The organism is Methylococcales bacterium, assembly GCA_030949405.1.
Lineage (GTDB): Bacteria > Pseudomonadota > Gammaproteobacteria > Methylococcales > Methylomonadaceae > WTBX01.
The window spans coordinates 1,608,524-1,632,267 of the sequence record JAUZSN010000002.1 but is presented as its reverse complement, the minus strand read 5'-3'; the positions used below and the strand labels follow the sequence as shown (position 1 = coordinate 1,632,267).

Here is a 23,744-nt window from a genome sequence, read left to right as displayed (position 1 = left end):
CCAAGACAAAATCAAACCAGCAATGATATAGGCTAATGCTTTGTAATTCAAGCGTTAATTGCATTTTTCACTTCATCGGCTAATTGTTGTGCATAATCGTTGACTTTTTTCATGTCTTTTCCTTCAACCATAACCCGAATTAAAGGTTCTGTTCCCGACGCTCTTAAAAGTACACGCCCGTCATGACCTAACGCTTTTTCAACCGCGACAACTGCTTTTTGAATCGCAGGGATTTCTAAAGGATTAACTCGTCTTGCGACCTTAATATTAAGAAGAACTTGAGGGTATTTCTGCATTCCTTGTTTTAAGGTATGTAAATCAAGCCCTGTTTGTTGAATTTCCGTTAAAATTTGCAATGCTGCAACAATACCATCCCCTGTTGTGGTTTTATCTAAGCAAATAATATGCCCTGAGCCTTCACCACCGAGCAATGCGTTATTCTGCTTTAAAATTTCCAAAACATAGCGATCACCGACATTAGCCCGTAGTAAGCTAAGCCCTAATTTTTCTAACGCATGTTCCATACCCAGATTGGACATCAATGTCCCAACGATCGCTTCCTGATGACCTTGTTTTAATCTAGATTTAGCGATAATGTAAATTAATTCATCCCCATCAACAATCTCCCCTTTATGATCCACCATAATGAGTCGGTCGCCATCCCCATCTAAAGCGATCCCTAGATCTGCTTTTTGCTCTATGACTGTTTTGGCCAATTGTTGCGGCTGAGTTGCACCACAGGCGTGGTTAATGTTCAACCCATTCGGTGAGACCCCGATACTGGTGACATTGGCCCCTAATTCTTCAAATACACAGGGAGCAATATGATAAGTGGCTCCATTGGCACAATCAACCACAATATTAAGTCCTTTTAGGCTCAGCGTAGTGGGTACGGTCGATTTACAAAATTCAATATACCGTCCTGCGGCATCTTCTACGCGTTTTGCCTTACCTAGCTTTGAAGACTCGACTGTAATAATAGGTTTATCAATATACCGTTCTATTTTATGTTCAAGTGCATCCGCTAATTTAGTCCCATCGGTTGAAAAAAACTTAACCCCATTATCATAATAAGGGTTATGGGAAGCACTAATAACAATACCTGCCCGCGCTCTTAAGGTACGGGTTAAATAAGCAATCGCAGGAGTTGGCATTGGGCCTAATAAATGGGTATTAACCCCCGCCGCGGATAAGCCTGCCTCTAAGGCAGATTCAAACATATAGCCTGAAATACGCGTATCTTTACCAATAAGAACAAAGTTTTTACCCTCTTCGGCAAATACACGCCCAATCGCCCAGCCTAATTTTAAGGCAAAGTCAGCCGTAATGGGATATTCACCCACTTTTCCGCGAATACCATCCGTACCAAAATATTTTTTTGACATAGTTTCTATTATTTTTAACCCATAAAAAAAGGAGAGGCAATCCTCTCCTTTCAAAAATTATGTTAATTGCCTAGTGGGTCTATTTATACCTGATAAATAGACCCCATTAGCCGACCTAATTTTGTTTAGCTTCACCACCTACCGAAGGCTTAGGCTTTTTTTTCTCTTCTCGTTTTTCATTGATTTCCACCCCATCATTAGGCGGTGTAGGGGTATCATCCCAGCCTTGAGGTTCTCTAACAGGTTTGCGACACATCAAATCTTCAATTTGATACTTATCAATGGTTTCATACTTCATTAGCGCATCGGCCATTGCATGAAGAATATCAACATTTTCTTTAAGAATTTTCTCAGAACGTTGATAGTTTCTATTGATAATGACACGAATTTCATCATCAATATTGTGCGAAGTTTCTTCAGCTACTGATTTGTGTTGCGTAACCGAGCGACCTAAAAAGACTTCCCCTTCTTCCTCACTATAAGCCAAAGGCCCGAGTCGTTGTGATAAGCCCCATTTTGTCACCATATTACGGGCAATTTCAGTTGCACGTTCTATATCATTAGAGGCACCCGTTGAAACTTCTTCCCAACCAAAAATTTGATCTTCGGCAATACGGCCCCCATAAAGACTGGAAATCATACTATCAAGTTTACGTTTACTGGCACTGTATTGGTCTTTTTCAGGTAAAAACATCGTTACCCCTAAAGCTTGACCCCGAGGCATAATACTGATTTTGTAAACAGGATCATGATCTGGAACAATACGACCAACAATAGCATGACCGGCTTCATGATAGGCCGTCATTTTCTTTTCTTTTTCATCCATGACCATCGTATGTCTTTCAACACCCATAATCAGTTTATCTTTAGCCCGTTCAAAATCGACCATACTCACAATACGTTTATTGATACGTGCTGCAAATAAGGCGGCTTCATTGACTAAGTTGGCTAAATCCGCGCCTGAAAACCCTGGGGTTCCTTGCGCTAAGTATTTAGTAATGACATCTTTATCAATAGGCAGTTTTTTCATGTGAACCGCAAGAATTTGTTCACGACCCTTAATGTCAGGTAAACCGACATTTATTTGACGGTCAAAACGACCAGGACGCAATAACGCACTGTCTAAAACATCAGCACGGTTAGTCGCTGCAATAACAATAATACCTTCATTGCCTTCAAAACCATCCATTTCAACTAAAAGTTGGTTTAAGGTTTGTTCGCGTTCATCATTGCCACCGCCTAAACCTGCACCCCGTTGGCGACCCACGGCATCAATTTCATCAATAAAAATAATGCAGGGTGCATGTTTTTTCGCTTGTTCAAACATATCTCGAACACGCGACGCTCCAACACCGACAAACATTTCTACAAAATCAGAACCTGAAATAGTGAAAAATGGAACTTTAGCTTCCCCCGCAATCGCTCTTGCAAGTAGGGTTTTCCCTGTTCCTGGTGGGCCAATCATTAATGCGCCATGAGGCACTTGACCGCCTAATTTTTGATATTTTGAAGGGTCTTTAAGAAAATCAACCATTTCTTCAACTTCTTCTTTGGCTTCGTCGCAACCTGCAACATCGGCAAAGGTGACTTTGATTTGGTCTTCTTCAAGCATTCGTGCTTTACTTTTTCCAAAACCCATCGCCCCTTTACCGCCCATGCCACCGCCACCTTGCATTTGGCGCATGAAGAAAATCCAAACGGCAATCAGCAATAAAATAGGCCCAAAAGAAATAAATATTTGCATCAGCATTGAGGTTTGCTCTGGGGGTTGTGCTTTAATTTCAACACCACTCGCCAGTAAATCATCAATTAAATGCGGGTCACTTGGGGCATACGTTTTAAATTTCTCCCCCGTTTGCATTCGGCCTTTAATAATATTATCGTCATCAATGATGACTTGTTGGACCTGTCCTGCCTTAACAGAATCAATAAATTGAGAATAGGATAACGACGAATCATTCTGATTGGGTCGTGAACCAAAACTGTTGAATACGGACATTAATACGACCGCAATGACAACCCATAAAATTAAATTTTTAAACATATCGCTCAAGTTACTCGCTCCTTACGGGACGGCCTCGTTAAAAAAAATACAGAGTAATTATATCAGGAATTAAGCCTGACTTTTAATCAAGACGATAGTTTTAAACAATCGCCTGTAGTACAGCTTGGGTTTTCTAATCCCTTTAGTTCATTCCAATATAAGGGCAATTAAATTTATTTAAAGCCTTTCGCTAAAATATAAACCTCGTTACTTCGCGCACGGGACGCTTTTGGCTTCCTAATCACGACGGAGTTGAATAGCTGTTTAACTTGTTGATGATAATCATCAAATCCTGCACCTTGAAAGACTTTAACTAAAAATGTTCCGCCTTGATTCAATGTGTTTTTTGCTGTGTCTAAGGCTAATTCAGCTAAATACAACCCACGGGCTTGATCCGTGCTTTTGTTACCACTTAAATTAGGTGCCATATCAGATAAGACCACATTAATCACCGCCCCGTCAAGCATGGCGTTGAGTTCATCTAAAACAGTGTCATTTGTAAAGTCACCTTGAATAAAATCAACCCCGTCTAAAGGGTCTATTGCCAGAATATCCAAGGCAATAATTTTATTTTTTTGACCGATAATTTTGCGAACATATTGAGACCAGCCGCCAGGAGCTGCGCCTAAATCAATGACATTCATCCCAGATTTAATGATTTTATCTTTTTCTTGAATCTCAATTAATTTAAAGGTCGCACGAGAACGATAACCCAGTGTCTGGGCTTGTTTAACATATTCATCATTAAAATGTTCTTGTAACCATTGTTTACTGCTTTTGCTTCGGGCCATATTTATTTGTTATAGTAGCTTTTATTTTATTTTAATTTATGAGGTTATGCGTGGATTCTACGGATAAGAGAAAACTAAGAGCTAAAGCGCACAGCTTAAAACCTGTGGTCATGATCGGTCAATCAGGATTGACACCCGCCGTTTTAACGGAAATTGAATCCGCTTTAGCGGCTCATGAGCTTATTAAGATAAAAATTCGCGCTGAACGTGAATTACGAAAACAAATAGGCCTCCAAATTTGTCTTGATACAAAAGCGGAGTTGATTCAAACGATAGGGCAAATTACAATTATCTATCGACATAATCCCGATAAATAATCCATTTGTCAATGGGATTAAACTGAAAACAAACGATTGATGTTGCCATAATCTAGGAAGCCCAACGGCTTTTTTGGCGACATCAATTTAAGTTTATCTAAATTAACGTAATCTTTACCCATTATTAAGGGGATATTTATGAAAAAATTTATTGTTTTAAGCAGCCTTTTTTTAGGTTCAATGCTGTTAGTGCAACTTCCTGTACAGGCAGATTCGGATAAGAAAGAACAAAAAGCAAAAGTTAAGCGGGGGTTTTTAAAAAAGTTTGATACTGATAAAGATGGCAAAGTAACGAAGGAAGAGTTTAAAGCGGCGATGGATAGACGCTTTCAACGTATGGATAAAAATGAAGATGAAACTGTCACGGTTAAAGAATTAGAGCAAAATCGTCAACGGCGACAGGATAAAAATAAAAATAAAAAATTTTCCAATTTAGACAGTGATAAGGATAACGCTATTAGCTTGGAAGAATTTTTAGTCCCCCGTATTAAGCGTAATGAAAAAAAGTTTTTAGAGTTCGATAAAAATAATGACGGAAAACTCACCGCCGACGAGCTATTTCATAAAAAACCTAAAAAAGGTAAAGGCTCAAATTTACCGCCCTTATTTCAAGGTATTGATGTTGATGGTGATGGAAAAATTAGTGAGGATGAAAAAAATAAAGCCTTTGACCGATTATTTAATCGTTTAGATCGTGATAAAGATCAAATTGTCACTAAAAAAGAAATTGATGCGGGGCGTAAAAATAAAAAACGCCAACGTGAAATTAAATAACTTCCTTTGACTAAAACGGTTAAAATGCTTGGTTTTATCATTTTTACAGCATTAACACTGACTTAACCATTATGCAAAGTAATTATACAACGGATGATTTGAGGATTACCGAGACTAAAGAGGTTATCTCGCCTGATCAGCTTCAAACCGATATGCCCCTCACTGAAATTGCAGCTAAAACAGTGTTGGCAACCCGAACCGATACCCATACTATTTTGCAAGGGAATGATGATCGTTTATTAGTGATTATTGGCCCTTGTTCTATTCATGACCCCAAAGCGGCCTGCGAATATGCCCATCGCTTGAAAGCCATTAAAGATGAATTGCAGGATGATTTATTGATTGTCATGCGTGTCTATTTTGAAAAACCACGAACAACGGTTGGCTGGAAAGGGCTTATTAATGACCCTGACCTTAATGATGCTTTTGATATTAATAAAGGGTTGCATATTGCACGTAAGTTACTCTTAGATATAAATAGTATCGGGGTTCCTGCGGCAACCGAATATCTTGATTTAATTACGCCTCAGTATGTTGCTGATTTAATCGCATGGGGAGCTATTGGTGCAAGAACCACCGAAAGCCAAGTTCATCGTGAATTAGCGTCGGGAATTTCATCACCTGTTGGCTTTAAAAATGCAACGGATGGATCGATTAAAATTGCTATTGATGCCATTGGGGCGGCTATGAGTCGGCATCATTTTTTATCGGTAACTAAGTCAGGGCATTCCGCCATTTTTTCAACAACAGGTAATGAAGACGTTCATATTATTCTTAGAGGCGGAAATGATCGCCCTAATTATGATGCCGTGAGTGTCGAGCAAGTTGCCGAAGGCTTGGAAAAGGCAAATTTAAATCAGAATATTATGATTGATTTTAGTCATGCTAATTGTTTAAAGCAGTATCACCGCCAACTCGTTGTCGCGGATGAAGTCGGAAGTCAAATCGCAGGCGGCGATCATCGTATTATGGGGGTCATGGTTGAAAGTCATTTAACCGCAGGCCGACAAGACCATTCTTCAGGTGATGCCCTTGAATATGGGAAAAGTATTACCGATGCGTGTTTAGGCTGGGATGACAGTGTCCTCTTATTAAAAAAATTGGCGAGTGCCGTACAAAAACGTAGAGCCCTAAAAATTTAAACCGAGTTTATAATTATGAATATTTTTATCAATGGTGATCGTCGTGATTATGGTGAAAACGCCACGGTTGCGGATGTTATCGCTGATTTAGGCTTGATTGGCAAGCGTATTGCTGTCGAACTAAATAAAGAAATTTTACCCTTTGATCGTTATACACAGCAATGTGTTGCGGCGGATGATAAATTAGAGATTGTACACGCTATTGGAGGCGGTGAGTCCGATCGTTTTACAATTGGTGATCGTGTTTTTAATTCACGATTATTAGTCGGAACGGGAAAATATAAAGATTTAGAGGAAACTCGTTTTGCGATTGAAGCCAGTGGCGCGGAAATTGTTACCGTAGCGATTCGACGTACCAATATTGGCCAAAACCCGAACGAACCTAACTTATTAGATGTTATCTCACCTGATAAATATACCATTTTACCCAATACAGCCGGCTGTTTTACCGCTGAAGACGCGGTGAGAACCTGTCGTTTAGGACGTGAATTATTAGGCGGTCATAACTTAGTTAAACTCGAAGTATTGGCCGATCAAAAAACCTTGTTTCCTGATGTGGCTGAAACATTTGGGGCGGCTGAATTATTAGTTAAGGATGGTTTTGATGTCATGGTGTATACCAATGATGACCCGATTGCAGCCAAACGGTTAGAAGATATTGGCTGTGTTGCTGTCATGCCATTAGCCGCGCCGATTGGTTCGGGATTAGGTATTCGCAATCCTTATAATATTTTAACGATTGTTGAAAATGCCACCGTTCCTATTTTGGTTGATGCAGGTGTTGGAACCGCATCAGATGCCGCGATTGCAATGGAGTTAGGTTGTGATGGTGTCTTAATGAATACCGCCATTGCTGCCGCACAAAACCCTGTCTTAATGGCATCCGCAATGAAAAAAGGCATTCAAGCAGGACGAGAAGCCTTTTTAGCGGGTCGAATGGCTAGAAAACGCTTTGCATCCGCTTCGTCCCCTATTGATGGTTTATTTTTGTAAAAATGAATTAAGTTTTAGTTAGCTGGGTTCTCTTTACAAAGAGAACCTATGGTATCTACACCTCTTAATGCGTTTATTTTTTTCTAAGTCATTAATCAACATCTGAGATACCGCTTAAAAAGAAAAGCAACGCGGGCTGTATCGTCTTTTTTTCCTTTGTAGCCGCGTAAGCATTATCAACCGTTTTGTTTAGGACGGTTGATACCATCTATCCAATAAATATGTAAATAACAAAGAAGCCACCTAAAATATTATTAAAATGAGGTGAATGTTATTAGGTTAGTAGCTGAGTTAAAAAATTATTCAGCGACACACTCATAAGTCGAGGCTGAACTCGAGGTGTATTTATCGACAAGTAATGAATATTTTCCAATTTTAGCGTTCAGTGGGTCAAAATTTGAGGGTAATGGGTAAGGGTCTTCTTCTTGAAACAGTTGTAATTCTAAGCGGATTATTTTCTTATTGTCATTAACATAGCCTGTTTCATTTTTCCCCAAATCCAATTCTGATGAACCTAGGCGGACATAGCCATCATGAACGGTGACATAGAGTCCTGCGGGAACGCCTTTTAATGAATTGGTTTTAAAAAGTTTTTCTTGGTTGATAGAAATTTTATCAGGTCGTAACGGCAAATTTTGTAAGAGCTTAGTTGGGAGCTTAGGTAAGGTTTTCATAATACTGTGTTCATTGGCAATATAACTACTTTTTAAAATAGTTAAAATGTTATCGCCTGCTTCATTGGTTTGGTCAATGGTGCCTTGCCAAACGTAGCTATAAAGCCCCTCTTCGTCAATATAATATAAGTCAAAGCCTGTGCCTCGAATGCCAATGGTGGCAACAGGGGTGTTAATTTTATAATTTTCTTTTTTTACTTTGCCAATTTTTCCTGTTAAAACACGCATTCCGCCCACGATAAGCTTATGAATGACCTTATCCTCTTGATTTTCTTGTTGGTATTGGTACTGTTTAATAACATACTCTGTTTTTGCTTCTACAGTAATGCGCTCGCCGTCCCGAAAGGCAATTACCGCAGAGCTATTTTTTTGACTGCTTAATTGGTCGCCACTGTATAAGGGCGATCCGACCACTAAGCGTCGTTGTTTGGCGGGGGGCTTACTATTTTCAGCGGTTACGTTTCCCTTAATTTTGGCAACACGGGCAACAACAAGGTTTGCTTTGGTTGGTTTTTTATTTTTAAGGCGTTTAGATTCTTCTTCGCAGTCATTTGTACATAACCTGACGGAGTAATCTGCTTGTTTAGCATTGACTGTTGTTAAGGGCGTTTTTATTTGAAATTTAGTCGGGTCGTCTTTGGATATTTCACCACTATTAGCCCGAATCCCTCCTTTATGGAGTTCCATTTTTACCGATTGTTTTGTTTGCTGATTGCTGTATTCGTTGATACTGAAACTGCTATCGGGTCGTACTGTAATTTTTGTGCCATCATTAAATATAATAATGACAAAACTTCGGGCAGAGGTTTGGATGTTATCGCCTTGATAAATGGGAGTATCTTTTCCAAGGAGTCTGGATTCTTTATTGGCGAGTATCGCTGCAACGCTGCCACGAACGAAGCTTACTTTTCCTATAGGCTCGGCTGCATGTAGTCGTTGTAGCATCAGTGATAGTACGATCAATAGGATGATTTTTTTGATGTTCATTTTTTTACCCGCTTAATTGGCTATACCAACGGTATTGTTATGGCTATCACTATTACTGGCATTGCATTGTTCTAAGGCGTAGTCTTTTTCTTCATCTTCGGTGGTTGTTTTAGTTTTTCTTTGATCAAGGTACGTTTTCTTTGATTCGGTGAGTTGAAAGCTTCCATTGTCGATTAGTGGGATAACATTGGATTCTGGGCTGATGGGGGTGCGAGTTAGTTCTGTTTCTTTTTTAGGTTGAAAAATAGAGGCATGTTTTGGGTCAATAACTGAACTAATAATGGGTTCAACGATAGGATCAATAGGCGCAATAACAGGAGTAATAACAACAGGTGTAACAACAGGATCAATGGGTATAATAATAGGATCCACAGGTGTAATTACTGGGTCAATAACAACAGGATCAATGGGTATAATAATAGGATCCACAGGTGTAATTACTGGGTCAATAACAACAGGATCAATGGGTATAATAATAGGATCCACAGGTGTAATTACTGGGTCAATAACAACAGGATCAATAGGTGTAATAATAGGGTCAACAGGTGTAATTACTGGGTCAATAACAACAGGATCAATAGGTGTAATAATAGGGTCAACAGGTGTAATTACTGGGTCAATAACAATAGGATCAATAGGATCAATAGGTACAACCACAGGATCAACCACAATAGGGTCAACAGGTACAACTACAGGATCAATGGGTGTAACAACAGGATCAACAACAGCAGGGGCTGTAAATTGTGAACCTAAACTTTTAGGGGTGACTGTCGCTGTATAATCAGCAGAGGGTAGGCCAGTTGTCTTAAAACTTCCAGAACAGGCCGTACCACAGTTAATTAAGGAAAAAGAGGCATCTGTTGTGGGTGTAAACCCCTCAATTTCAGTAATGTTGAGTGACCCCTCTAAGATGGCTTTACTGCCAATGTTAATGTGGTCATAGTCCGTTAATGATGTGCCTGCAAGTTCTATGTTAATGCTTGAGGATGTTGATAAGGTTAGATCATCCGTAAATGTGAGTGTACTAGGTGAGGCCCCAGGGCTTAGGATTCCGTTATTTAAAACGTTGTCTATGACAAATGTTCCAAAGCCACTTAACGTTCCTTCATTCGTTAATTGAGCCGATCCACTTGAAGCGGAAACACCAAATTTGGTACCACTAGCGGTTTTAATTAATCCCTGATTTACCCATTCGGTTTCTATGGGTAGTTCGATAAATAAATTTCCTTCTTGAATATCAAATAACCCATTGGTATCATTGGTCACATTACCCGTTAATAGTACATCGCCTGTATTCGTTTTAATGAGTGAACCGTTGTTATTAAGAGCTAATGTATGAAGACCTGCACCTTGTAATTCAAGTGTTCCTGTTGGGTTAATATCTATTTGACCCGTTCCACTGAGTCCACTTTGTACAATAAGTTTTCCATTATTAGTAATCGATAGGTTTTGATTACTGATTAACGTATCAATATCATAATTACCACTGTCTAAAGTAACTAAGCTACTGTCTTTATCAATAGTAACGGTATTACCTGATTCGGGTGAAAAATTAGTATTCCAGTTTTGAGGATCACTCCAAAGTCCATTATTATTATCATTATCCCAAAAAAGGTTACCGTTAAATGTAAATCCTGAGAGTATAACGTCCTTGGTATTGTAAGTTGGAGTCATGCTATAACTAAAGGGGGCATTGAGCGTATCAAATGTATTACTGATATTCCCAGCTGTACTGCTTATAATTTTAAAATTAAAGGGTGTAGGGTCAAAAGCAGTAGGTAAGGTTACATTGAATGTGCCTCCTAAGTTGATATTACCTGTTACATTAATTTGATCAAACTGAGGGATAGCGGCATTATTTCCTTCTATTTCTATATCTATAACTGATGTAGTCCCTAAATTTAAACTCCCTTTTATATTTAAAACTTCTGTAGATGATTCACCTGGAGAAATAGTCCCGTCATTTTGCAAGCCTGATGCGAGTGCGTTAAATGTTCCACTACCTTGTAATGTGCCTGTTGAGCTATTAGTAAAAGTACTACTTGCAACGCCAAAAGAGCTATTAGCAGTGGTGTTAATAATGCCATGATTGGTAAAGGTTGTTTTACTGGTTAACGTGCCTGTTTGTACGTCAATTTTACTGCCTGTAAATGTATTTAATTCAATAATATTATCTAAACCAATAACACTATCGTTAGTCCCCCCTGTTTTACGCAACGTTCCTTTATTATTAAAGAAACTTGTGCCGCTACTACTGGCTATATCTGAATCATCCGCAAATTCAAAAACTGCACCTGTTTGATTATTAAAAGTAGCTCCATTTGTGATTTTAAATAATTTATCATTTCCTGTGGCACTACTATAGATGACCGTTCCAGTATTGTTAACTGTTAGTCCTGAGCCTTTAAAATCGATAACACCGGTGTCAGACTTGAATACACTATTTCCTATTAAATTAAGTGTTCCTGCCCCTGTTGTCGTTATTATTGAGCCTAAAGTACTATCCCAATTTAAATTTTTAACGGTTGTCGTGTTATTGATATTGAGTTGACCATCATTAATATTTAAAGCATCTGCGGTGACAGTATTATTAAAATTAATGCTGGCAGTCGATGTAGGGGAAATATTAATTTCTTTGGCTAATAAAGGCGCGTTAATGGTTGCATTTTCAAGAATGAAAATTTTACCTGAGCCAGCGGTTTTCGCATCAATTAAGCCCCCATTAGTATCAAGGGTTACAAGATTCCCAATTTGAATGACTCCATTCGCATCCCCATCACTATCGGCAATTAAATTTAGGGTTAACTGTTGATTATTAGGGGCTATAGGATCATTGATATTTTGGTTTAAGATAATATCATTATGCGCTTCAAGAGTTAGGGTATTAGTCCCTATAGTACTACCTAACTCTAAGGGGACGGATAACGTTATATTACTATCAGTTCCTACAGCACTGGTTATGATGCTAACATTAGCCCCGCCATTTAAAGAACTTTCTATTAAATCAACCCCTAATTGAGAGCTAGTCCCTGTTGGGGTAAAAGGGTCACTTGCATTAATATTTGTGGTTCCAGATCCTGCAACAATCGTAATATTATTCGGATCAATTAACCATTCACCCGTATTTCCATCTTTTGACGAAATATTAGGGGATTGCGTGATAGTAAGGTGTTCTTTTGCTGAGGTTTCCACAAAACCACCATTCCCTGATATTTCACCGCCTTTAGCACTAATTTCGCCATGTATATTAGCGGTTTTATCTGCCCAGACAATGACTTTCCCTGCACTACCTTGGGTGATTCCATCGGCGTGAATTTGAGTCTCTTTTCCTGTATAAACCGCTGACGCATTTTTAATCGCGTTATTTTTACCTTGAAAATCGCCCCCCACTAAAACCTCACCCCCTTGGTCAACCCCACTGACATCAATAGTGGCTTTATCAAATAAACCCACCTGCTCACCTAATAAATGAATCTTTCCACCCTGTTTTGCTTTCGCTTCGAGTGTGCCTGAAACCGTGGTTGTGCCTGAGTCACTTACAACTGAAATGTTGCCTGCGTTGTTTGCATTATTCGCAGTGATTAAACTTTCTTCCGAGAGATTAATATCGCCTAAAGCAACGAGTTTAATATTGCCATTTTTATCAATGGTTACACTGTTGGCATTTAAATCACCGCTATGATGAATACTGCCCGCAAATAAATTAATAGCCCCGCCTTGGGTCAAAACTTTCCCCATATTTAAAACTTTATTTTCAGGGGCTTGGATTTGAAACTGAATTTCAGGGGAATCTAAATTTGTAAGCGTTAATTCAGACCCAGCGGCTAAGGTGATTTGCCCACCTTCCGTAGAAATAAGACCACTGTTTTTTATATCAGGGGCAATTAAAATAATATTACCGTCTTCGCCTGCACGAATAATGCCTTGATTAAGAATGCTCCCCGCATTATTACCCGCGACAAAATGATAATTGCCGTTTAAAAAATCTTGATTACTCAAGTTAAGCGTTGATGCAACTAATCCTTGAGTATCAATTACAGAATTTGCGCCAAAGACAATTCCATTCGGATTAATTAAAAAAACCTGCCCATTAGAAACCAGTTGCCCTAAAATTTGACTCGGATTTTGCCCAATAACGCGATTTAAAACCGCACTTTGGCTATTTTGTTGAATAAAACGGGTGATTTCATTTTGAGAAATATTAAAATTTTGCCAGTTAACAATTGCATTCGGGCTATTGGTAATCGTGGTTATATTTTCCAATGAGCGGTTAATAGAAACTTGACCCTTAATAATAGCCGCGCCATTAGGATTAGCATAGGCTCCATTTTGAAAAATAATGAGTAATATCGCCGTTCTGATGGCATTCATCTTAAAAAATGCAGTGTTTTTAGTTACTTTTTTTAGTTTCATGACGATACCTCGTTACCTTTTTTCTTAAAAACGGAAGACTAAACTTGCATGAGCACTATTTGTGCTTCGTTGTGTTCCTTCGATTTGAACATTTTTATCTAAGGCATGGGCTAGATCTAGTGTTGCAAAAACAGTGCCTTTCCATTGCCAGCGAATTCCTACACCTACACTACTTAATACCCAATTTTTTACTTCACCTTCGACGACATTTTGTTGATGGCCATAGCCATAATCATAAAAAGCTAATAAATTAACGCCGTATAAATGAGGGGTATACACTTCTAAATTAACAACCTGCCCACTATCAGCACTGGTTTCACGTTCATTATAGCCTCTGACACTGTAACGTCCCCCAATGCCTAACTGTTCACCTGAAATAATGGGTTCATCACTGTATTGGCCAGTTAAACTTACTTTAAATAACCATTCTTTAAAATTTGTACTTACATTCGCCCCATAACGAAATAAATGCCAATCGTGTTGGGCATTGAAGCGTGATTCCTGGTAATGGCTATCGCGATTATGGCCGCCCCAGCCTGTATTACCTACCCACTGCAGATGAAAATCAATTTTGGCATTTTTCCACGGGTACTCGCCTTTATATAAAAGACTGATCGGAACACTACGAATGCTATTGCCAATCGGGGTTTCTAAAAACTTAACATCATTAATAAAAAAACGATTGTCGATGCCTATTCCCATAGAATGTTCATATAACCCCCATCGCGGTAGAAACTGTTGATAATGTAATCCATACATTTCTCCAGAGCCTGTCACTGAAAAATCGTTAGCAATAATGCCATTGTCAACATCAGAAAACGCATAATAAGTACTTAATATTCCCTTTAATCGGTACAAGGGTAAACTGTAATTAACCCCATATTGTTTGACGGTATCAATATGATCGGGTGATGTGGTATAGCTGACACTCATTTGATGGTCAAGACCCCATAAATTACCGTGTTGTAGGGCGGCTGTAACTCTAAACTGTCCTGTTTTATTGGTTCCCGTGTTATTAAAAATTAAAAATGCTTGGTAAGGGCGTTTTTCCTTGACCGTAATCGTGGCATCAATTTTATCGGAGTCATTCTCACTTTGCTTAAAGGTGACTTTTATTTTTTTAAACGGATGACGGTTTGATAGTTTAAGGGCATCTGAAAGCGTGTCGGTATTAGGGGATTGTCCTTGTATCAAAGGGGGGACACTGCTTAAAATATTGGTCTGGCTAAATTCTTTATTGCCTTTTATATTAATGCGATTGACGACAAATGAAATAATTTTTAATTGAATCTTTTCATCCGTGAGTGTTTGAGGCGGTAATATAATGCGATAAAAAGAATAACCTCCAGTACGAATACGTTCTTCTAAGGCACTTGCAACTTGATTTAATCGTTCTAAGGTATAGTGTTGATTTTGGTAGGGCTTTAAAAAATCATTTATTTTTTCTATTGTTAGAGGACTCTCTCCTTGAATATAAAATTCTTTAACAAAAAAATTAATTTCTTGAGGAGCGGGGGCGGCGTAACAAAGTGTAATTAAAAAAAAATTAATAATTACTGTAAACAATAGATTTTTTAACATAGGTTATACCCCTTTATAACAACAATTATTCAGGGTGATAAATTAAACTTAGAAGGATAATAAAAGGGTTAAGATAAAAATGTAGAGCAACCCAAAGCTGTTTTAACGTCAGAAATTAAATCGGCTCAATAATTTTAATTAAGGCGGAATATCTTTTACAAGACTTTCGCCAATTTGAATTTTGAGCCAAAATCTTCCAAAATATAATATTTTAGGTCTAATAAAATCAATCGGTTACAAATTTTTAAAATGACATTTCAACTTAGGAATGAGAACTAAATAATACCCGAAACTTAAAATATATTTTTACCATGAAGAACATGAAGTTCATGAAGAAAAATCATTAAAACTTCATGTTCTTCATGATTTATATGTTTTATTGCGTAAACCAATGTGTAGTTTCGGGTATTATTAAAATGGCGTTCCTTACTCTATATATTTGGCGAAGGTATTGCTCTTAAGACTATATTATTTAATGCGCGCCGTCTGTTATTTTGTTCGCATTTTAAGAAAATTATTATGTAACAAAGCATTGCACTCCGATTACCTAACAAAAAATTCAGTCTTTCTTTAAAAAAGATTAGATAAAGAATATTTTTTATGATTTTCTTACTTTTGGCTACCAACTTAAGACGGGGCAAATTGGGCTTAACCGTGTCCCGTCTTAAGTTGGTAGCCCTACTTAGTTAAATGAAGGATGCCTGATTTTCTTACTTTTCTATAAAAAGAATTCCTTTTCTAATTAAACTTTTAAGGGTCTCAAGCCCATTGTTTACTAAGCTATCGATATTAGTTAGGTTCATTTCTAGGCCAATTTTCTGTAAACACGCATCGACTAAAAGCGTTGAATCTTCGTCTAATAACTGTAATAATCGAAAGGTAACGGGGGTGGTTTGAATAAAGTGGACATCATCCTCCCAATCACGATAAACGATTAAATACGTGGCTTGTGCTGGAGGTTCTAGGGGTAAAAAATCAGGGGATATTTTCTGAACAGGATATTGGTAAGCCAAAGACCACGCTAAGGGAGAGAGTCTCAGTGATTGGTGTAATAAATTGTCATGATCGCATTCAACCAAAGCGGGTAATGAGTCTGTGGCGATGGATAAGGCCATTTCAACCCATTCATAATGAGCCAGCTCCAGCATAAAGGGATAATCATTCGGATTATTCCGCTCATCTTGTAAATAGGCTAAAAATTCTTCAGGGATTTCAGAAAAATAAGGCGATTCACTTCGATGGTTTGCAAAGAAGTCTTGAGCGAGTTCAAGCCATTGGGCTTCGGTTAAAATTTTATTTAAAACGGGAAAATTACTACTTAAAAACCCCGAAACATTATTAAAAAATAATTCTCGGTAGATATTCATCCGTTGCGGTTTGACATCGGCTGGGGCTGGATTATTAAAGGGATCTTTAATATAGGCCGCAAACGCAAGCTGTGTCGCTTTAAAATCTACACCTTGACGACTAGGCAAGCAATCGGTCATGCTCGACACTCCACGAATTTTGTATTGTTTTAATCGTCTGTACTTCTTTAACTAATTCATCTAAGGCGGGAATATTAAAATCACGCTCTAATAAGGTAGGAAAAACGCCATATAATTCGTAGGCTTTACCTAACAGTTTCCAAACAGGATCAATAATCGTTGCTCCATGCGTATCGACTAAAAAATCATCCGCTTCAACGTAATGCCCTGCAATATGAGCATAAGCGATGCGTTTGGCAGGAATCGCTTTTAAAAAGTTTTCAGCATCATAGCCGTGATTAACACTATTAACGTAGATATTATTAATATCCAGTAAGATATCACAATCCGCTTCGGTAACAACCGCATTAAAAAAATCAATTTCATTCATTTCTTTGCCAGGTTCAGCATAATAAGAAACGTTTTCAATGGCTATTTTTTGTTCTAAGATGTCTTGTACTCGTTTAATTCGATTCGCCACATGGGTGACGGCTTCGCTGGTAAACGGAATCGGCATTAAATCGTATAAATGGCCTTCAGAACTGCAATAACTTAAATGTTCGCTGTAAAATTTTATTTGATGGGTTTTCATAAAGTCTTTGACTTGACCGACAAAAACTTCATCTAAAGGATCACTACTTCCAATAGAGAGTGATAAACCGTGACATACAAAATCATAACGCTCGGTCATTGCTCGAAATTGTTTCCCTAATTTACCGCCGAGGGTAATCCAGTTTTCGGGAGCCACTTCATAAAAATCGACATCAGAGACGGGGTTATTGATAATGTCCGTTAAGAACGAACGTCTTAGACCAAGACCTGAACCTTGAACAAGGTTGAGAGTTGTGTCCATCTGAACACCTTTTTAATTAGGGCGGCAAATAATCTTATCGACTATTTGCCGCTATCTTAAGAAAAGATAACTAAGGTTTAGCTATCCTGTAGTAAAGATTATTTTTTATCTGTTTTTTTATCAGTAGCTTTTACATCAGCTGCTTTTTTATCCATACCACATTTACCTTCTTTACCTTTCATCATTTCGCCACATGCTGCTTCTTGGCCTTTTTTCATTTTGCCATCTTTCATCATGCCGCCGCATTTGCCTTCACCACATTTACCTTCTTTAGCGTTAGCACCTGCTTTTTTATCCATGCCACATTTGCCTTCCTTGCCTTTCATCATGTCGCCGCATTTACCTTCTTTGGCTTTACCTTTACCTTTACAATCTTTCTTTTTTTTCATTCCACATTTGCCTTCCTTGCCTTTCATCATTTCACCACATTTGGCTTCCTGACCTTTTTTCATTTTTCCATCTTCCATCATGTTGCCGCACTTACCTTCACCGCAGGCACCATCTGCTTTTTTAGATTTTACATTTTTAGCCGGTGTTGTCGCTTTTGTATCGGCTGCTGCAAGCTGCATATAGCCTTCAGATAACTCTGTTACTGAAAATGGGTTGGCTTCAGCATGGGCTGCTGTGGTTGCGCCGAAAGCAGAAATAACCGCTGTTGTTACAATAGATGCTTTTAATTTTTTCATAAATATCTCTCAAATTGGTTGTTAGTACTAAGATTAATTTAAGCCAAGTGCGTTATTATTATTACTTGACAGGCTACTTCAAGCTCTCAAAGTATGCTGGTTAATTGTACCTTATATGATGCTTTAATGACTATCTTAATCTATTATTTTTTCCTTATATTCACATAAGTCACTAATAACACAGCTTTGACAGCGTGGCTTTCTAGCAATGCAAGTATAACGACCATGCAAAATAAGCAAGTGGTGGGCATCGTGTTTATATTTTTTTGGAACGTTTTTTTCAAGTTTTTTTTCAACTTCTAAGACATTTTTGCCTGTTGCTAACGGAATCCGATTAGACACTCTAAAAATATGAGTATCGACTGCGATTGTGGGTTGTCCAAAAGCAGTATTTAAAATAACATTGGCTGTTTTTCGACCGACCCCTGCTAAGGCTTCTAAGGCTTCACGGGTCGTTGGGACTTCCCCTTGGTGTTGGGTTAATAAGGTCTGACAGAGTTTTATAATATTGGCCGCTTTATTATTGTATAAGCCAATGGTTTTTATATGATTTTTTAGTCTATCCAAGCCCAAATCATAAATAGCTTGAGGGGTATTTGCCACCGCAAATAATTTAGCGGTCGCTTTATTAACCCCTTTATCGGTTGATTGTGCCGATAAAACAACGGCGATTAATAATTCAAAGTGACTTTGGTAATTTAATTCGGTGGTTGGTTCTGGAATGGCAATCGCAAGACGTTCAAAAATAGTGTGACGTTTTTGTGGGTTCATAAAAGTGAGCGAATAAACAAATAATTTAACAGTATTTTAGTTTACACTTAACTTTTAGTAAGCAGGCATTTTGCGTGTAAAAAAATTAACAAATGGATTCATAATGGCGAAATCAAAGCCCAAAAATACAGAAAATATAGAAAGTACCGAAAGTGCTGTTAAAAGTTATCAGCGTCTCTTTAGTTATGTTTTACCGTTTTGGAAGGCATTTACGATTAGTGTTTTTGGCTATTTAACCTATGCCGCAACGCAACCCTTATTTGCCGCTTTAATTCAATATATTGTTGACACGTTACAATCTAAAAATAAAGAAGCGATGATGATGCTCCCTGCTTTTTTATTGTTAATTATCATTGTTAGAGGGATCGGAACGTATTTAGGCACGTATTTTTTAGCTAAAGTTTCTACAAATGTTATTCATACCTTACGTTGCCATATTTTTAATAAGTATACGCAATTACCCACGGCTTATTTTGATTCTAAAAACAGTGGTTATTTAATGTCACTGATTACACATAATGTGAATGAAGTGACTCAAGCAACCACCGATGCGGTACGTACCTTTGTCCGCGAAGGCTTAACGGTGATTGGTTTGTTAATTTATTTATTTTACAGTCAATGGCAATTGTCGTTAGTGTTTATGTGTGTATCGCCGATTATTGTATGGATGGTGGCTTATGTGAGTAAACGGTTACGGCGATTGAGTAAATTAATTCAAGAGTCTGTTGGTAATATCTCGCATATTACTTCGGAAATGGTTAACGGACATCGTGTGGTTCGTAGTTATTCGGGCAAAGACTATGAAAAGCAGCGTTTTTTTACGGGGAGTGATTTTAATCGGCGGCAAAGTTTAAAATTAGCGACGACAATGGCGATTCATAATCCACTCTTACAGTTGCTCATTGGTATTTCTTTATCATCGCTGATGTATCTCGCGTTGTATATTATGGAAGATGCCAGTGCGGGCGAGTTTGTCAGTTATTTAACCGCTGCTTTCTTTCTCCCTAAACCTGTACGCCAGTTGAGTGAGGCGAATAGTAATATTCAAAAAGGCATTGCAGCGGCAGAAAGCTTATTTGCAGTGCTTGATGAAGAGGAAGAAGTTGATAAGGGAAGCTACCGCGTTGAGAGGGCGAATGGGGTGATAGAATTTAAGAATGTGAGTTTTTCATACCCTAATAGTCAAGAATTAGCGTTAAAAAACATTAGCTTTAAAGTTAAACAAGGACAAACCGTTGCGCTAGTCGGTGCATCGGGGGGCGGTAAAAGTACGGTAACGAATTTAGCTCTGCGGTTTTACTCCCCTCAAAAAGGTAAAATATTATTAGATGGGGTGAGTATTGATGACTATCAACTTGATAATTTAAGGCAACAAATTGCGCTGGTGACTCAGCAGGTCACGTTGTTTAATGACAGTGTGAGTAATAATATTGCTTATGGGGCCTTAGCGGATGCAACCGAGGATGAAATTACACAAGCGGTTAAACGTGCGTATGCCTTCGAGTTTATCACTAAAATGGATAAAGGCTTTGAAACTAAAATTGGTGAAAATGGGGTTAAATTATCAGGGGGACAAAAACAACGCTTAGCCATTGCGCGGGCGTTATTAAAAGATGCCCCCGTATTGATTTTAGATGAAGCGACTTCGGCTTTAGATGCCGAGTCTGAACGCCACATTCAACAGGCATTAACAGAAGTGATGCAAGGACGAACCTCATTAGTGATTGCTCATCGTTTATCAACCATTGAACATGCTGATTTGATTTTAGTGATTGATGAGGGTGAAATTGTAGAGCGAGGAACCCACCAAACCTTATTAGAAAAACAAGGGGCTTATGCGCGTTTATATGGGGTGCAATTTAAGCAATAATAAAGCGTTTTATTTTTTATAGTAGGAAGGAAGATTAGATATAACCCAACGGGGCGATGTGATTAAACGCACTGTTGGGTTATCGTGTCGATTGTTATGATTTAGCGGTTATAACGAAAGCCAAATCCACCTTTTGAGATTGATTTTTTAGTTTTTTTGTCTGATTTAGAAATAACGCCGTCTCTATTACGATCAAGATTTCCAAATTGTTTTTCTTGAAAATTCTCAAGTTCTTCAGGCTCAACTAAACCATCTTTATCGGTATCCATTTTTTTAATAATAGCGGCCGATTTTTTGTTAATACCTTTGAGTTCACTGGTAACGGTTTTATTAATATTATTTTCAGAAATGTTATGTTTTTTTAATTCTGTAACCGTTTCCCCCAAATTTTCGACTAATTCTGTTCTGACTTCATTTGCAGTAATATAGCCATCTTTATTTTGGTCATACTGGTTTTTAGTCTGGGTAAATTCTCTAATGTTAACTTCATCGTTACAGTCAGCATCGTCAACCGCAATGACTTCGTTAAGCTTATCCTCAGAATAAGAGTTAGCATAAACAGTCGCAGGCGATGCGATTACAAGGACACTTACAATTAGAGGGGTAATCAATGATTTCATTTTTTTTCCTTTGTATCAGTGGAGCTAGGGTAAATGGGTATTTTCACACCCAGTGGGTCATCTTAAAATATTATGAAAGCTAAGTGTTATCTTTTATTATTTTTTTTACTTTTAATTTGATTAAATGTAAGTGCCGACTATCGGCTCGTAAGACTTCAAAACGAAAGTTACCCACGTTTAATTTTTCCCCTTTTTTAGGAAAGCATTCGAGTTTATGAACAATGAAGCCGCCAATGGTATCAAATTCATCATCGTATAAATGGGTTGAAAATTTTTCGTTAAAATGCGCGATAGGAGTTAAGCCTTTTAAAATATATTCATGCTTATCCCGCTGCACTATAAAATCAGTATTCTCATCAACATCATGTTCATCTTCAATATCCCCGACAATTTGTTCGAGAACATCTTCAATGGTGACTAAACCTGCGGCCATACCATATTCATCAACGACAATGGCCATGTGATTACGTTCCGTTCGAAACTCTCTAAGTAAGACATTCAGGCGTTTACTTTCAGGGACAATATTGGCAGGGCGCATAATGTCTTCAACGGTTAAGTGTTTATTATTGACAATATAGGCGAGTAAATCTTTGGCCATTAAGACCCCAATAACTTCACTACGGTCATCCTCAATAACAGGGAATCGTGAGTGAGAGGATTCGGTGACTAAGGGATAAACAGCTTCCAACTCAATATTTTTGGAAACCACCACCATTTGTGTACGCGGGATCATAATATCTCGTACGCGCATTTCAGCGACATGTAAGACCCCCTCCATCATGGATAACCCTTCTGCATCTAAAAGATGTTTTTCGCGCGCGTCTTTTAATATTTCTAACAATTCAGTTTGATCTTGAATGTCGCCTCCTAAAAGTTGGGCTATTTTACTCAGCCAGCCTTTTTGCGAGCTAGTGTTCCTGGGAGGTTTATCGTTCATAAGGGAGTGTGTTCTTGATAAGGGTTCGGAATAGATAATTTTTTTAAAAGGTTAATTTCTTTGGTTTCCATTTCATCCGCATCGGCTTTATTTTCATGATCGTAGCCGCATAAATGTAACGTCCCATGAATAACTATATGCGCCCAATGATTGAGCAACGGCTTATGTTGTTGCAACGCTTGTTGTTCAATAAGGGGGACGCAAATGACCAAATCGCCTAATAATGAGGTGGTGACCATTTCAGGGGCTTCAAAGGGGAAGCTTAAAATATTAGTGGCTCCTTGTTTATGTCGATAACGTTGATTAAGTTCCGCACTTTCAGAGACATCAACGAGGCGTATCACTAACTCCGATGAGTCGTTTAAAACATTATCAACCCAGGTTTGAAAGTGCATTTCGGTGGGTAAGTTTTTAGCCGTTGATGCAATTTGAAGATCAATTTGAGTCATTAAAGGCTTATGACTTTTTTTGTTCGTAGGCTTCATACGCGGCCACAATCCGTTGTACTAAAGGATGTCTGACGACATCACGAACACTAAAGGTTGTAAAGCTCACACCTTCTACATCATGAAGCACATTTAAGACATGTTTTAAGCCTGAAAGTTTATCTTTAGGGAGGTCAATTTGAGTAATGTCACCCGTGACCACAGCGGTTGACCCAAAGCCAACACGGGTTAAAAACATTTTGATTTGTTCTGTGGTTGTATTCTGAGCTTCATCTAAAATAATGAAGGAATCATTGAGTGTTCGACCACGCATAAAAGCTAAAGGGGCGATTTCAATTATTTTACGCTCCAGTAATTTATCAACGCGTTCAACGCCTAACATTTCATATAAGGCATCATATAAAGGGCGTAAATAAGGGTCAACTTTTTGGGCAAGATCCCCTGGTAAAAAGCCTAACTTTTCACCCGCTTCAACCGCAGGTCGAACGAGGATGATGCGTCTAACTTGTTCGGTTTGTAAGGCTTCAACCGCACAGGCAACAGCAAGGTAGGTTTTACCTGTTCCCGCAGGCCCGACCCCAAAATTTATATCATACGTTTGGATTTTTTTTAAATAATGTTGTTGATTCCCCCCTCGTCCTTTGATCAGACCCATTTTTGTTTTAATGGTGACGAACTCGGATGTATTTTCTTTGGGAGAGAGGTCAAGTAGTTGGTCAACGGTTGCGTCTTGCATAGCTAAATGTATTTGTTCTGGAGTGATTTGTTCATGTTCAGTAGCCATAAATAAATTTTTAATAATCACACTAGCGGCTTTAATAGCGGTTTCAAGCCCTGTAATTTCAAAATGGTTCCCTCGATTATAAATATCAACGTTTAAACGCTGTTCAATTTGTCTTAGGTGTTGATCGCGTTCCCCACAAAAATTAGAGAATCGTTTATTATCAACAGGCTCTAATTGAAATGAATGGGATGATTTTACACTGTCCACCAT

Annotated in this window: 19 protein-coding genes; 5 read left to right on the top strand and 14 right to left on the bottom strand. The window is 38.2% G+C overall.

Features of this window, described 5'->3' with window-relative positions; all coding sequences use genetic code 11:
- Nucleotides 1–47: 47 nt before the first annotated feature.
- The 3 genes from glmM to rlmE all read right to left on the bottom strand — a co-directional run bounded on the left by glmM (nucleotide 48) and on the right by rlmE (nucleotide 4,220).
- A complete protein-coding gene (gene glmM, locus Q9M50_08545; protein MDQ7090680.1) occupies nucleotides 48–1,385 on the bottom strand; it encodes a phosphoglucosamine mutase in 1,338 nt (445 codons plus the stop codon).
- A 115-nt stretch (nucleotides 1,386–1,500) separates the two neighbouring features.
- Nucleotides 1,501–3,429 carry an ATP-dependent zinc metalloprotease FtsH gene (gene ftsH / locus Q9M50_08540; GenBank protein ID MDQ7090679.1) on the bottom strand — a complete coding sequence of 643 codons (1,929 nt, stop codon included), beginning with the start codon at nucleotides 3,427–3,429 and terminating at the stop codon, nucleotides 1,501–1,503.
- A 173-nt stretch (nucleotides 3,430–3,602) separates the two neighbouring features.
- The gene (gene rlmE / locus Q9M50_08535; GenBank protein ID MDQ7090678.1) at nucleotides 3,603–4,220 is read right to left on the bottom strand and encodes a 23S rRNA (uridine(2552)-2'-O)-methyltransferase RlmE; all 618 of its coding nucleotides are present in this window, start codon (nucleotides 4,218–4,220) and stop codon (nucleotides 3,603–3,605) included.
- 50 nt (nucleotides 4,221–4,270) lie between these two features.
- Here rlmE and Q9M50_08530 point away from each other — a divergent pair, with 50 nt between their 5' ends.
- The 4 genes from Q9M50_08530 (at nucleotide 4,271) to thiS (ending at nucleotide 7,446) form a co-directional block, all read left to right on the top strand.
- Nucleotides 4,271–4,537: a YhbY family RNA-binding protein gene (locus tag Q9M50_08530; GenBank protein ID MDQ7090677.1), complete on the top strand. Its 267-nt coding sequence runs from the start codon at nucleotides 4,271–4,273 to the stop codon at nucleotides 4,535–4,537.
- Between the two features lie 138 nt (nucleotides 4,538–4,675).
- Nucleotides 4,676–5,311 carry an EF-hand domain-containing protein gene (locus Q9M50_08525; GenBank protein MDQ7090676.1) on the top strand — a complete coding sequence of 212 codons (636 nt, stop codon included), beginning with the start codon at nucleotides 4,676–4,678 and terminating at the stop codon, nucleotides 5,309–5,311.
- A 71-nt stretch (nucleotides 5,312–5,382) separates the two neighbouring features.
- Entirely contained in the window at nucleotides 5,383–6,453 is a 1,071-nt protein-coding gene (gene aroG / locus Q9M50_08520; GenBank protein MDQ7090675.1) for a 3-deoxy-7-phosphoheptulonate synthase AroG, read from the top strand.
- A 15-nt stretch (nucleotides 6,454–6,468) separates the two neighbouring features.
- Entirely contained in the window at nucleotides 6,469–7,446 is a 978-nt protein-coding gene (gene thiS / locus Q9M50_08515) for a sulfur carrier protein ThiS (GenBank protein ID MDQ7090674.1), read from the top strand.
- A gap of 299 nt (nucleotides 7,447–7,745) precedes the next feature.
- Here the strand turns inward: thiS and Q9M50_08510 are convergent, their stop codons facing one another.
- The 7 genes from Q9M50_08510 to nth form a co-directional block, all read right to left on the bottom strand.
- Nucleotides 7,746–9,107, bottom strand: coding sequence for a FecR family protein (locus Q9M50_08510; GenBank protein ID MDQ7090673.1), 1,362 nt, complete (start codon nucleotides 9,105–9,107; stop codon nucleotides 7,746–7,748).
- A 12-nt stretch (nucleotides 9,108–9,119) separates the two neighbouring features.
- Nucleotides 9,120–13,520: a filamentous hemagglutinin N-terminal domain-containing protein gene (locus tag Q9M50_08505; protein ID MDQ7090672.1), complete on the bottom strand. Its 4,401-nt coding sequence runs from the start codon at nucleotides 13,518–13,520 to the stop codon at nucleotides 9,120–9,122.
- A gap of 24 nt (nucleotides 13,521–13,544) precedes the next feature.
- Nucleotides 13,545–15,101 carry a ShlB/FhaC/HecB family hemolysin secretion/activation protein gene (locus Q9M50_08500; protein MDQ7090671.1) on the bottom strand — a complete coding sequence of 519 codons (1,557 nt, stop codon included), beginning with the start codon at nucleotides 15,099–15,101 and terminating at the stop codon, nucleotides 13,545–13,547.
- Between the two features lie 710 nt (nucleotides 15,102–15,811).
- Nucleotides 15,812–16,588: a putative DNA-binding domain-containing protein gene (locus tag Q9M50_08495; GenBank protein MDQ7090670.1), complete on the bottom strand. Its 777-nt coding sequence runs from the start codon at nucleotides 16,586–16,588 to the stop codon at nucleotides 15,812–15,814.
- Nucleotides 16,569–17,420 carry a DUF692 domain-containing protein gene (locus Q9M50_08490; GenBank protein MDQ7090669.1) on the bottom strand — a complete coding sequence of 284 codons (852 nt, stop codon included), beginning with the start codon at nucleotides 17,418–17,420 and terminating at the stop codon, nucleotides 16,569–16,571. The genes Q9M50_08495 and Q9M50_08490 overlap by 20 nt, the downstream gene beginning before the upstream one ends.
- A 98-nt stretch (nucleotides 17,421–17,518) precedes the next feature.
- Complete coding sequence (locus Q9M50_08485; protein ID MDQ7090668.1) at nucleotides 17,519–18,106, bottom strand: hypothetical protein; 588 nt, start codon at nucleotides 18,104–18,106, stop codon at nucleotides 17,519–17,521.
- A gap of 135 nt (nucleotides 18,107–18,241) precedes the next feature.
- Nucleotides 18,242–18,877, bottom strand: a complete 636-nt coding sequence (nth, locus tag Q9M50_08480; protein MDQ7090667.1) for an endonuclease III — start codon at nucleotides 18,875–18,877, stop codon at nucleotides 18,242–18,244.
- Nucleotides 18,878–18,980: 103 nt separating this feature from the next.
- Here nth and msbA point away from each other — a divergent pair, with 103 nt between their 5' ends.
- A complete protein-coding gene (gene msbA / locus Q9M50_08475; GenBank protein ID MDQ7090666.1) occupies nucleotides 18,981–20,747 on the top strand; it encodes a lipid A export permease/ATP-binding protein MsbA in 1,767 nt (588 codons plus the stop codon).
- 101 nt (nucleotides 20,748–20,848) lie between these two features.
- Here the strand turns inward: msbA and Q9M50_08470 are convergent, their stop codons facing one another.
- The 4 genes from Q9M50_08470 to Q9M50_08455 form a co-directional block, all read right to left on the bottom strand.
- Nucleotides 20,849–21,367, bottom strand: coding sequence for a hypothetical protein (locus tag Q9M50_08470; GenBank protein MDQ7090665.1), 519 nt, complete (start codon nucleotides 21,365–21,367; stop codon nucleotides 20,849–20,851).
- A gap of 79 nt (nucleotides 21,368–21,446) precedes the next feature.
- Nucleotides 21,447–22,304, bottom strand: a complete 858-nt coding sequence (locus Q9M50_08465; GenBank protein MDQ7090664.1) for a transporter associated domain-containing protein — start codon at nucleotides 22,302–22,304, stop codon at nucleotides 21,447–21,449.
- Nucleotides 22,301–22,753, bottom strand: a complete 453-nt coding sequence (gene ybeY, locus Q9M50_08460) for an rRNA maturation RNase YbeY (GenBank protein MDQ7090663.1) — start codon at nucleotides 22,751–22,753, stop codon at nucleotides 22,301–22,303. The genes Q9M50_08465 and ybeY overlap by 4 nt, the downstream gene beginning before the upstream one ends.
- A 7-nt stretch (nucleotides 22,754–22,760) precedes the next feature.
- Entirely contained in the window at nucleotides 22,761–23,744 is a 984-nt protein-coding gene (locus Q9M50_08455) for a PhoH family protein (GenBank protein ID MDQ7090662.1), read from the bottom strand.

Coding starts and splice junctions, on each gene's coding strand:
- Q9M50_08495 (MDQ7090670.1), bottom strand. CDS start 16,588: ATGACCGATTGCTTGCCTAGTCGTCAAGGTGTAGATTTTAAAGCGACA.
- Q9M50_08485 (MDQ7090668.1), bottom strand. CDS start 18,106: ATGAAAAAATTAAAAGCATCTATTGTAACAACAGCGGTTATTTCTGCT.
- Q9M50_08510 (MDQ7090673.1), bottom strand. CDS start 9,107: ATGAACATCAAAAAAATCATCCTATTGATCGTACTATCACTGATGCTA.
- ybeY (MDQ7090663.1), bottom strand. CDS start 22,753: ATGACTCAAATTGATCTTCAAATTGCATCAACGGCTAAAAACTTACCC.
- msbA (MDQ7090666.1), top strand. CDS start 18,981: ATGGCGAAATCAAAGCCCAAAAATACAGAAAATATAGAAAGTACCGAA.
- Q9M50_08500 (MDQ7090671.1), bottom strand. CDS start 15,101: ATGTTAAAAAATCTATTGTTTACAGTAATTATTAATTTTTTTTTAATT.
- ftsH (MDQ7090679.1), bottom strand. CDS start 3,429: ATGTTTAAAAATTTAATTTTATGGGTTGTCATTGCGGTCGTATTAATG.
- aroG (MDQ7090675.1), top strand. CDS start 5,383: ATGCAAAGTAATTATACAACGGATGATTTGAGGATTACCGAGACTAAA.
- thiS (MDQ7090674.1), top strand. CDS start 6,469: ATGAATATTTTTATCAATGGTGATCGTCGTGATTATGGTGAAAACGCC.
- Q9M50_08465 (MDQ7090664.1), bottom strand. CDS start 22,304: ATGAACGATAAACCTCCCAGGAACACTAGCTCGCAAAAAGGCTGGCTG.
- Q9M50_08470 (MDQ7090665.1), bottom strand. CDS start 21,367: ATGAAATCATTGATTACCCCTCTAATTGTAAGTGTCCTTGTAATCGCA.
- Q9M50_08455 (MDQ7090662.1), bottom strand. CDS start 23,744: ATGGTGGACAGTGTAAAATCATCCCATTCATTTCAATTAGAGCCTGTT.
- Q9M50_08490 (MDQ7090669.1), bottom strand. CDS start 17,420: ATGGACACAACTCTCAACCTTGTTCAAGGTTCAGGTCTTGGTCTAAGA.
- Q9M50_08505 (MDQ7090672.1), bottom strand. CDS start 13,520: ATGAAACTAAAAAAAGTAACTAAAAACACTGCATTTTTTAAGATGAAT.
- glmM (MDQ7090680.1), bottom strand. CDS start 1,385: ATGTCAAAAAAATATTTTGGTACGGATGGTATTCGCGGAAAAGTGGGT.
- Q9M50_08525 (MDQ7090676.1), top strand. CDS start 4,676: ATGAAAAAATTTATTGTTTTAAGCAGCCTTTTTTTAGGTTCAATGCTG.
- rlmE (MDQ7090678.1), bottom strand. CDS start 4,220: ATGGCCCGAAGCAAAAGCAGTAAACAATGGTTACAAGAACATTTTAAT.
- nth (MDQ7090667.1), bottom strand. CDS start 18,877: ATGAACCCACAAAAACGTCACACTATTTTTGAACGTCTTGCGATTGCC.